11 protein-coding genes are annotated in these 13,974 nt (G+C 73.5%); 6 read left to right on the top strand and 5 right to left on the bottom strand.

The window, feature by feature from the left end; all coding sequences use genetic code 11:
* Positions 1-201: 201 nt before the first annotated feature.
* Both hemQ and hemG read right to left on the bottom strand, forming a co-directional pair.
* Complete coding sequence (hemQ, locus tag KGD83_RS11435) at positions 202-912, bottom strand: hydrogen peroxide-dependent heme synthase (RefSeq protein WP_212643745.1); 711 nt, start codon at positions 910-912, stop codon at positions 202-204.
* Positions 909-2,375, bottom strand: coding sequence for a protoporphyrinogen oxidase (gene hemG, locus KGD83_RS11430; RefSeq protein WP_212643744.1), 1,467 nt, complete (start codon positions 2,373-2,375; stop codon positions 909-911). Before hemG ends, hemQ begins: the two co-directional genes overlap by 4 nt.
* A gap of 199 nt (positions 2,376-2,574) precedes the next feature.
* Between hemG and KGD83_RS11425 the strand changes: the two genes are divergently transcribed.
* Positions 2,575-3,672: a DUF4349 domain-containing protein gene (locus KGD83_RS11425; RefSeq protein ID WP_212643743.1), complete on the top strand. Its 1,098-nt coding sequence runs from the start codon at positions 2,575-2,577 to the stop codon at positions 3,670-3,672.
* A gap of 207 nt (positions 3,673-3,879) precedes the next feature.
* On the opposite strand, the gene hemE is transcribed toward KGD83_RS11425, so the two are convergent.
* The gene (gene hemE, locus KGD83_RS11420) at positions 3,880-4,905 is read right to left on the bottom strand and encodes a uroporphyrinogen decarboxylase (protein WP_212644380.1); all 1,026 of its coding nucleotides are present in this window, start codon (positions 4,903-4,905) and stop codon (positions 3,880-3,882) included.
* Positions 4,906-5,209: 304 nt separating this feature from the next.
* Between hemE and KGD83_RS11415 the strand changes: the two genes are divergently transcribed.
* From KGD83_RS11415 to KGD83_RS11390, 5 genes are all read left to right on the top strand, one after another.
* Positions 5,210-5,785, top strand: coding sequence for a DUF3000 domain-containing protein (locus KGD83_RS11415; RefSeq protein WP_212643742.1), 576 nt, complete (start codon positions 5,210-5,212; stop codon positions 5,783-5,785).
* An 89-nt stretch (positions 5,786-5,874) separates the two neighbouring features.
* The gene (locus KGD83_RS11410; RefSeq protein WP_212644379.1) at positions 5,875-7,128 is read left to right on the top strand and encodes a ribonuclease D; all 1,254 of its coding nucleotides are present in this window, start codon (positions 5,875-5,877) and stop codon (positions 7,126-7,128) included.
* A 200-nt stretch (positions 7,129-7,328) separates the two neighbouring features.
* On the top strand, positions 7,329-8,366 hold the full coding sequence (locus KGD83_RS11405) for a tetratricopeptide repeat protein (RefSeq protein WP_212644378.1): 1,038 nt from the start codon (positions 7,329-7,331) through the stop codon (positions 8,364-8,366).
* Between the two features lie 888 nt (positions 8,367-9,254).
* On the top strand, positions 9,255-10,454 hold the full coding sequence (locus tag KGD83_RS11395; protein WP_212643741.1) for a thiolase family protein: 1,200 nt from the start codon (positions 9,255-9,257) through the stop codon (positions 10,452-10,454).
* Entirely contained in the window at positions 10,451-12,544 is a 2,094-nt protein-coding gene (locus KGD83_RS11390) for a 3-hydroxyacyl-CoA dehydrogenase NAD-binding domain-containing protein (protein ID WP_212643740.1), read from the top strand. Before KGD83_RS11395 ends, KGD83_RS11390 begins: the two co-directional genes overlap by 4 nt.
* An 81-nt stretch (positions 12,545-12,625) precedes the next feature.
* Here KGD83_RS11390 and KGD83_RS11385 read toward each other — a convergent pair whose 3' ends face one another.
* Together KGD83_RS11385 and KGD83_RS29120 are read right to left on the bottom strand one after the other, a co-directional pair.
* The gene (locus KGD83_RS11385; protein ID WP_212643739.1) at positions 12,626-12,925 is read right to left on the bottom strand and encodes a YrhK family protein; all 300 of its coding nucleotides are present in this window, start codon (positions 12,923-12,925) and stop codon (positions 12,626-12,628) included.
* Between the two features lie 428 nt (positions 12,926-13,353).
* A complete protein-coding gene (locus KGD83_RS29120) occupies positions 13,354-13,947 on the bottom strand; it encodes a hypothetical protein (RefSeq protein WP_212643738.1) in 594 nt (197 codons plus the stop codon).
* Positions 13,948-13,974 lie beyond the last annotated feature (27 nt).

Raw genomic sequence — 13,974 nt, 5'->3', positions numbered from 1 at the left:
CCCGGGGCGCCCCCGTTCGCGCCGTGGCCGTGCCCCGCCCCGGCGACTGTTCTGGGCGGCCTCGGCCTGTGCGGGTCGGTCCGGGCGCCCACGGGGCTCTGGAGGGGCCGGAGACGGGTTCGCGAGGAACGGGCGAACCCGTCGCAGGCGTCCGTTGAGGGCGGTGGCGGGCGGGACGAAGCGGAGCGGAGGTCCGAAGGACTACGGCAGGGACTCGACCAGCTCGGCGACGCTCTTGCGGCGACCGGTGTAGAACGGCACCTCCTCGCGGGTGTGCAGGCGGGCCTTGGCGCCGCGGAGGTGGCGCATCAGGTCCACGATGCGGTGCAGGTCGTCGGCCTCGAAGGCGAGCAGCCACTCGTAGTCGTTGAGCCCGAACGAGGACACCGTGTTGGCGCGCACGTCCGGGTAGGGGGCGGCCATGCGGCCGTGCTCGGCGAGCATCGCGCGGCGCTCGTCGTCGGGCAGCAGGTACCACTCGTAGGAGCGCACGAACGGGTACACGCACAGGTGCTCGCGCGGCTCCTCCCCCGCCAGGAAGGCGGGCACGTGGCCGCGGTTGAACTCGGCGGGGCGGTGCAGGCCCACGACCGACCACACCGGGGTGCTCACCCGGCCGATCCGCGTGCGGCGGAAGGCCGTGTAGATGTCCTGGACCTGCTCGGGGGAGTCGGCCACCCACCAGAACATGATGTCGGCGTCGGCGCGGAAGCCCTGGACGTCGTAGCTGCCGCGGGTGGTCACACCCTGCTCGGCGGCCTTGTCCAGGAGCGCGGCCAGTTCGTCGGCCGCGGCGGCGCGGTCGATCCCGTCCAGGGCCTCGACCTTGAAGACCGACCACATGGTGTAGCGGATGAGGGAGTTGAGGTCGCTGCCGTCCTGCTCGACGGCTTCGTTGTGCTGGCCCGTCACGGGTTGACTCCTTGCTGGTTCGTTCCGGCGGCCTCGTCGCCGCCGGTGGGACTGTTGGTCGTGAGGGCGCCCGCCAGGAGGTCCGCCTGCCGGCGGGCGTCGGCGACGCAGGCGGGGACGCCCACGCCGCCGTAGACCGCGCCGCACACCCCCAGGCCGGGGCTGCGGGCGACGTCGGCGCGCACGCGCTCGACGAGGGAGGCGTGGCCGACGGCGTACTGGGGCAGGCCGTCGGTCCACCGGGTGACCCGGGTCTGCGCCGGCGCCCCGGCCATGCCGGTGACCGTGGCCAGGTCGCGCACGGCGGCCGCGGTCAGCTCCTCGTCGGAGCGCTCCAGGACCCGCTCCTCGCCGAAGCGCCCGATGGAGCAGCGCAGCACCACCAGGTCGTCGCCGGGGTTGGCCGCGGCCAGCTCCTCGGCGATCCAGGGCCACTTGTTGCTGGAGAAGGTGGCGGCCTTGACGGTCAGCCCCTCCCCCGCCGGGACGAGGAAGCCCGTGCCGGTGAGCGGCTCGGGGAACGCGGACGCGGGCAGGGCCATGGTCACCAGAGCCATGCTGGCGTACTCGACGCCGCCGAGGTCGCGGGAGGCGCCGGGGGCGTGCTCGGCGAGCAGGCGGGCCGCCTCGGGGGCGGGGCAGGCGAGCAGGACGCCGTCGCAGGCGATACGCTCGTTGCTGTCCAGGCGCACCCGCCAGCCCTCGGGCAGGCGCTCCAGGGCGCGCACCCGCGAGCCCACGCGCAGGCTGTCGGCGTGGCGCTCGGCGAGCGCGCCGACGAGGCCGGCCACGCCGCCGCGCAGGGAGGCGAACACCGGCCCGGCCTTGGTGGGCGCCGCCCCACGGCCGCGCAGGCTGGTGCGCACGGCGTGCATCAGGGAGCGGTCGCGGCGGGCCATGGGCGCGATCTGCGGCAGCGTGGACTCCAGGGAGAGCCGGTCGGCGCGGCCCGCGTACACGCCGCCCAGGAGGGGCTCGACGAGGCGGTCGACGACCTCCGGGCCCATGCGGGCCCCGACGTAGTCGGCGACGGACACGTCGCCGCGCACCGGTGTGCGCGGGAGCACGAGGTCGAGTCCGGCCCGCAGGGTCCCGGCCCCGGAGAGCACCCCGCTGCGGGCGAGCGCGCGCAGGTCGCCGGGCACGCCCATGAGCTGCCCCTTGGGCAGGGGGCGCACCCGTCCGCGGCTGTAGACGGCGGCGGCGCCGGGCCCGGGGTGCACCACCCGGTCGTCCAGGCCCAGCTCGGAGAACAGGTCCAGCGCCTCGGGGCGGCGGGCGAGCACGGCCTCGGCGCCCGCGTCCACGGACACCCCCGCCACCGGTGAGGCGCGCAGCTTGCCCCCGGGGGCGTCGGAGGCCTCCAGCACGGTGACGGCGGCGCCCAGACCACGGAGGCGGTGCGCGGCGGTGAGTCCGGAGACCCCGCCCCCGACCACGACGACGTGCGGTGCTTCAGGCATACCCCCAGCTTCCCAGATGACCTGGGTCACCGTGATCCGCCTTCCCCCGCGACACCCCGTGATTCGCGTCGCGCCCGCGGCGGTTCCGCGCGCGGCGATCCGGGCTCCCGGCTCCGGGCTCCGGGGCGGCCCCGCCGCCGTTGCGCGGTCGTTACCGCGGCGCCGCAACGGGCGCGCGGCGGAGTACGTCGAAGCGGGCATGGTTACCTCAGCCCTCCCCCCGGCCCGGCGTGTCGCCGGGACCGTGCTCTCCGCGGGCCTGGCGGCCCTGCTGGCCACGTCCTGCGCCTCCCCCGTGTCCGACGGCGGCGCCGGGGCCGTAAACGAGTCCGCGGCCGTGGCCCCCGAGTCCGCTGACCGGGCCCTGCCCGAGGAGCAGGCGGGCCCGCAGGGGGCCGCCGAGGAGGGCGGCGGCTCGGCCGTCGGCTCCGAGGTGGAGATCGGCGACCGGGAGCTGGTCCACACCGCCGACCTGGCGGTACGGGTCGAGGACGTGTCCGAGGCGGTCGGGCTCGCCAAGGAGCTGACCCTCGACGCGGGCGGCTACGTCGCCTCGGAGCGGGTGTCCACCCCCCAGGGCGGCTCCCCCGAGGGGTCGCTGACGCTGCGCATCCCGGGCGAGGACTACGAGGGCGCCCTGGAGGAGCTGTCGCGGTTGGGCGACCGCTCCAACCTGGAACGGTCGGTGCGGGACGTCACCGAGGAGGTGGCCGACGTCGAGAGCCGCATCGAGTCCTCCGAGACCGCCCTGGAGACGCTGCGCGGCTACCTGGAGGAGGCCGAGAACGTCGACGAGCTGCTGCGGGTGGAGGGCGAGATCCAGAACCGCCAGGCGGAGCTGGAGGCCTTCCAGGCGCGGCTGGAGACGCTGCGCGACCAGACGGCGTACTCGACGGTGAACCTGACCCTGCTGCCCCCGGAGACCTACCTGGAGGAGCCCTCGCAGGACTCCATCGGGTTCCTCGGCGGCCTGGAGCGCGGCTGGCGCGCCCTGGTGGCCTTCGGCCGGGGCGTGGCCGTGGTCGCGGGCTGGCTGCTGCCGTTCCTGGCGGTGGGCGCCGTGCTGGGCGCGGCGCCGCTGTGGTGGTACCGCTCGCGTCGGCGCGCGTCCGCCAAGGACGCGAAGGGCGCCTCCTCCGCGGGCGGGACCGGGACCGGCTCCGCGAAGGGTGCCGCCCCGGTGGACGCCGCGCGCGACCGCCCGGCCTCCGGCGGCTCCGCCGACGACAGCGCGAAGGGCCAGGACCCCGGCGCGTCCTCCGGGACCGGCGGGAGGCCGCCCGGGGACGGGGAGTGAACCCGCGCCGACGGCGCCCGGCCCCGCGCGTGGGGGAACGGGCGCCGTCGGCGTCGAGGGGGCGGGGACCCGGCGGACCGGCCGGAAGCGCTTCCGGCGCGCCGCCAGGGGCCTGGTCCGCGGTGGCCCCGCTCACGGCGGGGCCGGGCGGGGCGCGTTGGGAGCGGGGCCGCGGCGGAGGCGGCGGGTCCCCGTGGGCCGGTAAGGCTAGACGGCGGTCTCCTCGTGCACGAACGCGGTGAGCCGCTGGAGCATGTCCGGGTCGGTGCTGGGCAGCACGCCGTGGCCCAGGTTGAAGACGTGGCCGTCGGCGGCGCGGCCCCGGGCCAGGATGTCGCGGGTGCGCTCGGCGACGACCTCCCAGGGCGCGAAAAGGGTGGCCGGGTCGAGGTTGCCCTGGAGGGCGGTGCCGGGCTGGACTCGCTGGACCGCCTTGTCCAGCGGCACGCGCCAGTCCACGCCGACGACGTCGGCCCCGGCCTCGCTGAGCAGGCTGAGCAGTTCGCCGGTGCCCACGCCGAAGTGGATGCGCGGCACCTCGTGCTGGGCGAGCTGGCCGAAGATCCACGAGGTGTAGGGCAGCACCGAGGCGCGGTAGTCCTCCGCGCTCAGGGCGCCCACCCAGGAGTCGAAGAGCTGGACGGCGCTGGCGCCCGCCTCGATCTGGGTGCGCAGGAAGCCCAGGGCGATCGTGGCCAGGCGGCGCATCAGCTCGTCCCACAGCTCGGGCTCGCCGTACATGAGCGCCTTGGTGTGCTCGTGGTTCTTGGAGGGGCCGCCCTCGATGAGGTACGAGGCCAGGGTGAACGGCGCGCCCGCGAAACCGATGAGGGGTTTGTCGCCCAGCTCGCCGACCAGCTGGCCCACGGCCTCGGTGATGTAGGGCACGTCGCCGGGTTCTAGCTCGCGCAGCCGCTTGACGCCGGTCGCGTCGCGGATCGGGTCGGCGACCACGGGGCCGACGCCGGGCTTGATGTCGAGGTCGATGCCGATGGCCTTGAGCGGCACGACGATGTCGCTGAAGAAGATCGCGGCGTCGACGTCGTAGCGGCGCACCGGCTGCATCGTGATCTCGGTGATCATGTCGGGGCGCGCGCAGGCCTCAAGCATCGGCACGTCGGCGCGGACCCGTCGGTACTCGGGCAGGGAGCGCCCCGCCTGGCGCATGAACCACACCGGGGTGTGGGACACGGGAAGGCGCCGGCAGGCGCGGAGGAAAGGAGAATCTTGCAGGGTCACCCCTCGATCGTGCCATGCCCCGCCCGGTGCTCCCACTCGGATCGCCGAACCCGTACGCGCCGGTGCGCGCACCGGCGGCGGGGGCCGGGGAGGGCGGGAAACCGGCGCAGTCGGCGACCGGCCGGTCCCAAGATCATCACAAAACGCCGACACGCCGGGCGAACTCCGGCTCGCGGCCCGTGACTCATGCCACGGTCTTTGACGTGCCCACCGTTCCGCCTCCGGCGGGGAGGCGGAGCACGTCCACACGCCCCCGCCCAGACGTGATCACCCCAGAATGAAGGCTGACGTTCCCACCATGCCCGATGTCGGTAGCGCCGAGGACGCACACGAGACGTTCCGGCGAGCGGTCGAGGCCCTGCGCTCGCTCCTCCTGCGACCCGAGATCACCGTCCGGGAGATCCCCGCCCCCCAGCGGCTGGCCCCCCACTCCGCCGCGGTCTCGGCCGAGGTGACCGTCCACGGAGAGGAGGTCGCCTGGGGCAGACTCATCGTCCTGTACGACCCCGAGGGCACCCGCGACTGGCCGGGGCCCTTCCGGGTGGTCTGCCAGGCCAACTCCGAACTGGAGTCGGAGATCGCGACCGACCCCCTGCTCGGACCGGTCGCCTGGAGCTGGCTCACCGACGCCCTGGACGCGTGCGGCGCCACGCACCACACGCTGAGCGGCACGGTCACCCGTGCCACCACCGAGGGCTTCGGCACCAAGGCCGACCAGGGCGCCACCACCGAGGTGGAGATGCGCGCCTCCTGGACACCGGAGTCCGACGACCTGTCCGGACACGTCCAGGCGTGGACGGCGCTGCTGGCCTCGGCCGCGGGGCTGCCGCCGCTGGACGTCACCGACATCACCGGAAAGCGCTCACGGCCCTGACCGCGGGCCCCTGTGCCCCCGGGGCCCGCGGCCGGTCCGAATCCGCGTCCGGTGGCGACAGCGCATACCGTAGTGGTGTGGCGAACGCGTTGAACTCCAAGACAGAACCCCGCGAACCAGGCAACGACGACGACGCCGAGAGGGCCCCCCTTCTCCGGGAACCTCGCGAGGGCCTGCCCGAGGTCACCTCCGACGCCGACGCGCTGGCCGGTGTGGTCGCCGCGCTCTCCGCCGGGAGCGGCCCCGTCGCGGTGGACGCCGAACGCGCCTCCGGCTACCGGTACGGGCAGCGCGCCTACCTGGTCCAGCTGCGCCGCGAGGGAGCGGGGTCGGCGCTGATCGACCCCGTCGCCTGCCCCGACCTGAGCACGCTCAACGACGCCGTGGGCGAGGCCGAGGTGGTGCTGCACGCCGCGCACCAGGACCTGCCCTGCCTGGCCGAGATCAACCTGCGCCCCCGGAGCCTGTTCGACACCGAACTGGCCGGGCGGCTGCTGGGCTACCAGCGGGTCGGCCTGGGGTTCATGGTGGAGCGGCTGCTCCACCTGCGGCTGGCCAAGGAGCACTCGGCCGTGGACTGGTCCCAGCGCCCGCTGCCGGAGGACTGGCTGCGCTACGCGGCGCTGGACGTGGAGATCCTCATCGACCTGCGGGACTCCCTGGAGGTCGAGCTGGAGGAGACCGGCAAGCTGGAGTGGGCGCGCGAGGAGTTCGCCGCGGTCCTGTCCGCGCCGCCCAAGGAACCGCGCGCCGACCCCTGGCGGCGCACCTCGGGCATCCACCGGGTGCGCAACCAGCGCGCCCTGGCCGCCGTGCGCGAGCTCTGGTACGAGCGCGACCGCATCGCCCAGGAGCGGGACATCTCGCCCGGCCGGGTGCTGCCGGACGCGGCGATCGTGGAGGCGGCCACCTCCATGCCGCGCACCACCACCGAACTGGCCAAGATCCGGCAGTTCGGCATCAAGCTGGCACGGCGCTACCTGACCACGTGGATCAAGGCGGTCAACCGGGCGCGCGACATGCCGCAGGCGGAGCTGCCCCGGCCCAACGCGCCTGGCGACGGCCCGCCGCCGGTGAACCGGTGGGGCGACCGGGCGCCGGAGGCGGCGCGGCGGCTGGAGGCGGCCCGGGCCACGGTCACGGGGATCGCCGAGGACGTCGTCATGCCGACCGAGAACCTGCTGCTGCCGGACACGGTGCGCCGTCTGGCGTGGGCGCCGCCGAGGGCGGTGGACCCCGACGCGGTGGGCGCGTTCCTGCGTGAGCGCGGAGCCCGTGAGTGGCAGGTCGCCCTGACCGCGGAACCCCTGGCCACAGCGTTGCGGACGGCCGATCAGGCGTAGCGTTTTACCCCGTTCTGACACGATCAACACAGGAGTGAGCGAACTCACCGTGCCCGCAGGGCGTTTGGTGCCTGTTCCGTAGCCCGGTGTCCGATTAAGTTATAGAAACGTGCCCTGGCGATTTCGGGGTACGGGTTGTCCAACGGGTGTTACGCCGCAGGCCTGGGGCCTCGGTGCGCGATCAGGGGAATGTGGTGATTGTGCTGTCGTTCTGGCGTGCGTTGCTGCGCGAGACCGGACTCAAGGGCGCGACCAGGACCCGGTCCGCCGATACCACCGTGCCCGCGCGTGCGGAGCAACCCGTGGAGGAGCCGACGGAGCGGCCGGCCGAGCGCCCGACGGGGGTCTCCGTGCCGAGCCCGGCGTCGGCGAGCGGTGCGCCCACCGAGCCGCTGGCCCTGACCGGGGCGCGCGAGGAGGCGGCGCGGACGGCCTCCGGGGTGGTCCAGGCACCCGCCCCCACCGCCGGGATGCGGGCCGCCTCCCTGGAGCGGACGCTGCGTTCGCTGGTGGAGCGGCTGGGCACCGAGCACCCGGACACGATCACCGCGCGCAACAACCTGGCGACCAAGTACGCGCAGATGGGGCGCCGTCAGGCCGCGGTGCAGCAGTTCGAGCTGACCCTGGCCGAGGCGGTGGCGGTCTTCGGCGAGGAGCACCCGCGCACCGAGATCATCCGAGAGAACCTGGCCTGGGCCTACGAGGACGCCGGCCGTCCGGCGGACGCCGCGGGGCAGTGGGAGATGCTGCTGCGCGAGCGCGAGCGCCAGTTCGGCTCGGCCGACGAGGACACCGTGGAGGCGCGCATGCGCCTGGCGGTCTGCTACCGGCGCAGCGGCCGCCTGGACGCGGCCGTGGTGCACTACGAGCGGGCCATCGAGGACGTGGCCTCGACCGAGCGCCGTGAGGAGCTGCGGCTGGGGCTGAGCGCGGCGCAGAGCATGTCCGGGCGCTACGAGGACGCGATCGGGCAGCTGCGGATGGTGCTGGCAGGGCGGCGGCGCCGCCTGGGCAAGGGGCACCTGGACACCCTGACGGTGCACCACCGCCTGGGCCGCGCCTACACGCAGGCGGGACGCTCCGACGAGGCGGTGGACGTGCTGCGCGACGCCTACCGGGTGGCGCTGAACTCCTCCGGCGACCCGGAGGTGCGGCGGCTGACGCTGCGGCTGCGCCGCGACCTGGCGGGCGCCTACAACGCCGCGGGCCGGTACCGCGAGGCCAACGCGCTGCTGTGAGCGGACGCGTCCGCCCGGGCGCGGCCTTGGGGGGCCGGGGTCGCACGACCCCGGCCCCCTTCGTGTTCAGGGGGCCTTCGGGGTGAGCGGCTGCCCGGCGGCGAGGTCGCGGTAGAGGTCGTCGGCGGCCACCGGTTCCTCGCGGGTGCCCACGGCGCGCACCCGTCCGGCGTCCATGACCACGATCCGGTCGGCGCCGCGTGCCCCACGGCGCGAGCCGGTTCCCGCTTCACCGACACGGCTTGCCAGAGGTCTCCACAGGCCGGCACGGTTCACCCCGCGGGGCCAGTCCATCCGTGTCGTCCTTGGCCACCGGGCCAACGCGAGTAGCGCGCCTTCGTCGTTCCGAGGACGGCTCTTCCGCCCCGGAGGACGGGGATACTCCGCTGACGAATCCGATGACGGCGGTCGGGGCCGGGACCGGCCCGAGGACGGGCTACCCCGCGCCGAGGGCGTCGATGACGTGTATCCGCAAGGAGGGGCTGGGACGGGCCGGTGGGGCCGCCCGGGAGGGTGAGCGCCCCGCCCAGGACGAGCACCCGCCAGCGGGGGCGGGCGCACCCCCACGGGCGGCGCGGGGACGCCTTGGGCGCGGTCTCGGTGTTCGCGGCGCGGTCGGCGTCGCGCACGCCCGGATCTGACACGCGGGCCCCCGACGTCGTCGCGCGGCGCCTTCGGGCCGTCCGCTGCGGTTCGCTGCGTCCGGTGATGGAGCGTCCGGTCAGCCAACCGCGCGCCGGGCGGGCCGTGCCACCGCCGGAAGCCGGGGATCGCCCCCGACTCACGCCCCTGACCGGAGTCGGGGGGCCGCTGCTCGCAGAAGTTGTTACTGACGAGTAGCATGGTGGTCGACGAGTCCATCCACCCTTGGAGAAGGAGGGGGCCATCGTGCCGCGAACTGCCCGCGATGTCGTGTTTGTCGACGGGGTCCGCACCCCGTTCGGCAAGTCAGGCAAGGGCCTCTACGCCGAGACGCGCGCCGACGACCTCGTCGTACGCGTGATCCGCGAACTGATGCGCCGCAACCCGGGCCTGCCCCCCGAGCGCGTCGACGAGGTCGCCATCGCCGCCACCACCCAGATCGGCGACCAGGGCCTGACGATCGGGCGCAGCGCCGCGATCCTCGCCGGGCTGCCCCGCAGCGTCCCCGGCTACGCCGTCGACCGCATGTGCGCCGGTGCGCTCACGGCCGTCACAACCTCCGGCGCGGGCATCGCCTTCGGCGCCTACGACGTGGTCATCGCGGGCGGCGTCGAGCACATGGGCCGCCACCCCATGGGCGAGGGCGTGGACCCCAACCCGCGCTTCCTCTCCGAGAAGCTCGTGGACCCGTCCGCGCTGGTCATGGGCAACACCGCCGAGAACCTGCACGACCGCTACCCCTCCATCACCAAGGAGCGTGCCGACGCCTACGCGGTGCGCAGCCAGGAGAAGGTCGCCAAGGCCTACGCCGACGGCCGGATCCAGCCCGACCTGGTCGAGGTCCTGGTCCGCTCCCTGGAGAAGGGCTACGGCCTGGCCACCCAGGACGAGCCGCCCCGGCCCGGCACGACGATGGAGTCGCTGGCCTCCCTCAAGACCCCGTTCCGCGCGCACGGCAACGTGACGCCCGGCAACGCCGCCGGTCTCAACGACGGCGCCACCGGCGCGATCCTGGCCGCCGAGGACGTGGCCGAGGAGCTGGGGCTGGGCACCAGGATGCGCCTGGTCGACTTCTCCTTCGCCGGTGTGGAGCCCGAGGTCATGGGCGTGGGCCCGGTCCCGGCCACCGAGAAGCTGTTCGCCCGCCAGGGCATCTCGATGGACGACGTCGGCCTGATCGAGATCAACGAGGCCTTCGCAGTGCAGGTGCTGGCCTTCCTGGAGCACTTCGGCCTCGCCGACGACGACGCCCGCGTCAACCCCTGGGGCGGCGCGATCGCCCTCGGCCACCCGCTGGCCTCCTCGGGCGTGCGCCTGATGATGCAGCTCGCGCGCCAGTTCGCCGAGCGCCCCGACGTCCGCTACGGCCTGACCACCATGTGCGTCGGCATGGGCATGGGCGGGACCGTCCTGTGGGAGAACACCAACTACGAGGGGGGCAAGTGAGCACCGTCATCGACGAGGCACGGGAGCTGTTCAGCGACGAGGTCGTCACCAACGCCCTCTCCCGCGACATCGAACTCCCCTACGGCGCGGGCACCGCGGTCCTGATCACCCTGGACAACGGGCACGACCACACCAAGCCCAACACCTTCGGCCCCGGCGGGCTGCTCAGCCTGGACGCGGCGATCGAGGCCGCCCGGGCGCGCACCGACATCGTCGCCGTGGCCGTCACCGGCAAGCCGTTCATCTTCGCCGTGGGCGCGGACCTGACCGGTGTGCCCGCACTCCAGAACCGCGAGCAGGCGCACGCCATCGGCAAGCTGGGCCACGACGTGTTCCGCAAGCTCGGCGAGCTGGACGTGCCCACCTTCGCGCTGGTCAACGGCGCGGCCATGGGCGGCGGCGTCGAGGTGGCGCTGCACTGCACCTACCGCACCATCTCCTCGGGCGTCCCGGCGCTGTCGCTGCCCGAGACCTTCCTGGGCCTGGTGCCCGGCTGGGGCGGCACCTACCTGCTGCCGAACCTGATCGGCGCCGAGAAGGCCCTCAAGGTCATCATCGACAACCCGCTCGCCCAGAACAAGGTGCTCAAGGGCGCGCAGGCCTTCGAGATGGGCATCGCCGACGCGATGTTCGAGCCCGCCGACTTCGTCGAGGAGTCGCTGCGCTGGGCCGCCCAGGTCGTCAAGGGCGACGTCGTGGTCGAGCGCCCCGAGGTCGACAGGGGCGAGGCCTGGGACAACGCGGTCAACATGGCCCGGTTCACCGTCGAGGGCAAGCTGCACGGCGCCGCCCCGGCCCCGGCCCGCGCGGTCGAGCTGGTCGCACAGGCGAAGACCCGCACGCGCGACGAGGGCTTCGCGGCCGAGGACGACGCGCTGGCCGACCTGATCATGAGCGACGAGCTCAGGGCGGGCCTGTACGCGTTCGACCTGGTGCAGAAGCGCGCCAAGCGCCCCGCGGGAGCCCCCGACAAGGCGCTGGCCCGCAAGGTCACCAAGGTCGGCGTCGTCGGCGCCGGTCTGATGGCCGGGCAGCTGGCGCTGCTGTTCGCCCGCCGCCTGGACGTTCCGGTCGTCATGACCGACCTGGACCAGGAGCGCCTGGACAAGGGCGTGGCCTACGTGCACGGCGAGGTGGACAAGCTCCTGAGGAAGGGCCGGGTCAACAGCGACAAGGCCAACCACCTCAAGGCCCTGGTGAGCGGTTCCCTGAGCAAGGACGCCTTCTCCGACGCCGACTTCGTCATCGAGGCCGTGTTCGAGAAGATGGAGGTCAAGCAGCAGGTGTTCGCCGAGGTGGAGGCCGTGGTCTCCCCCGAGGCGATCCTGGCCACCAACACCTCCTCGCTGTCGATCACCGAGATGGCCTCCCAGCTCCGCCACCCCGAACGGGTCGTGGGCTTCCACTTCTTCAACCCGGTCGCGGTCCTGCCGCTGCTGGAGATCGTCCGCGGCGAGGCGACCGACGAGGCGTCCCTGGCCACGGCATTCGCCACCGCCAAGAAGCTGAAGAAGACCGCGGTGCTGTGCAAGGACGCCCCGGCGTTCGTGGTCAACCGCCTGCTCACCCTGTTCATGGGCGAGGTCCTGGGCGCCGTCGGCGAGGGCACCGAGCCCGAGACGGCCGACCGCGCGGTGGCGCCCCTGGGCCTGCCGATGTCGCCGCTGCTGCTGCTCCAGCTGGTGGGCCCGGCGGTCGCGCTGCACGTGTCCGAGACCCTGCACCGGGCCTTCCCCGAGCGCTTCGCGGTCTCCGCCGAACTGGCCGAGATCGTCAAGGCGGGCAAGACGGCGATCTACGCCCCCGACTTCAGCATCGACCCCGAGGTCCGCGCGCTGCTCGTGGGCGGCGACCAGCCGTCCGAGGAGAGCGAGATCCTGGACCGGGCGCTGCGCGCGCTGGCCCGGGAGATCCGGATCATGCTGGACGAGGGCGTCGTGGCCGAGGCCGCCGACATCGACCTGTGCCTGATCACCGGCGCGGGCTGGCCGTTCCACACCGGCGGCATCACCCCCTACCTGGACAAGGTCGGGGTGTCGGAGGCCGTGAACGGCAAGCGGTTCCACGAGGGCGACCCGAAGGCTTTCTAGCCTTCGAAACCCCGAGGCGGGCCCGGCAGCGGATGCCGGGCCCGCCGTTCCGCGTCCGGGAGGCCCCACCCGTCCGGCCGGTCAGAAGTCCTGGGAGGACTCCTCACCGGTCGAGCCGGGGCTTGAGGAGCGTACGCGCCGGATGTGCAGCTGCCTGCTCAGCCGGATCACCGGGCGGATCAGCAGCTCGACGCTGCCGACGAGGAAGCACCAGGTGCCCGCCGTGGTCCAGGCCTCGGAGAAGAACATGACGCTTCCGGCGATGAACCACAGGGCGATGAGGATGTCGTTGACGATGCTCGCGGCCTCGTAGCGGCGCCGGACGACGAGTTCGTCGTGCCCCACGTGTAGGACCAGGGGTCTGCTCTGCTCTTCGGACATGTGCGGCCCTTCCCACGGGGGCGTCTCGGTACCGCGTCTTCCCCTGCCCGAAGTGGGCGAACGTGAAAAGTCACCACATAACGACTACTCATACATACTCGCTGGCAACCCTGTGCAACGGCTGCCTCGTGGCGCTATCCGCTGAACACCAGATCTGCTCCGCGTTGTTCGCCGACGCGCCGGACACGGCCGTCGGCTTCCCGCTCGGCCTCGGCGTGGACGTACCCGACTACGACCGCAGCGAGGTCACCTCGTGCGGCCTCGGCCACGTCGATCCCGTCGAGCGCCGATCGGGCGTCGCGATCATGCTGCGCGGCCCCGGCCCGAAGGACCCCTTCGACAGGCTGATGGGCATCGCCGTGGAGGTCCAGCGCGACGAGAAGGAGCGCAAGCGCTTCACCCGGCCCGAGTACGCGGCCTCGCTGCGCTCACGGCACGAGCGCCCGGTCGTCCTGCTGACCGTCTGTCCGAAGCGGTCCGTCGCGGACTGGTACGCCGAGCCGATCCACCTCGGCCGCCCCGGTTTCGTCCTGCGCCCCCTGGTGGTGGGGCCGTCCGGGATCCCGGCCAGCACCGGTCCCGGAGAGGTGGAGCGTCATCCGTCCCTGGACGTGCTGTCCGCCGCCGCGCACGGCGGTCGGGACATGGACGTGCTCGAAGCCCTGCGCACCGGCCTCGACGCGATCGACCGGGAAAAGGCTGCGGAGTGCATTGGATTCACGTTGAACCTGCTGGCGAGGACCGAAGGCCAGGCCGCCCCGGAGGAACTCATGATGGCGGACACCTCTGAGTACAGCAGCGCCTGGACCGAGAGCCTCAAGGCCGGGGGAGAGGCTCGAGCCGTCTTCCGACTCCTCACCCGACGCGGAATCGATATCCCCGAGGAAGCACACGAGCGCATCAGCGCATGCCGCGACCTCGATCGGCTCGACGCCCGGATCGACCGGGGCTTCGCCACCACCCACATCGACGAACTCTTCGCCGAGTGGCCTGGGAACCGTGACCGGCCCGGCGGCACGCACCCGACGCGTTCCCGCCGCGGACGGCTG

The organism is Nocardiopsis akebiae (assembly GCF_018316795.1).
Taxonomy (GTDB): Bacteria; Actinomycetota; Actinomycetes; order Streptosporangiales; family Streptosporangiaceae; genus Nocardiopsis; species Nocardiopsis dassonvillei.
This window is presented reverse-complemented; position numbering and strand designations above follow the sequence as displayed.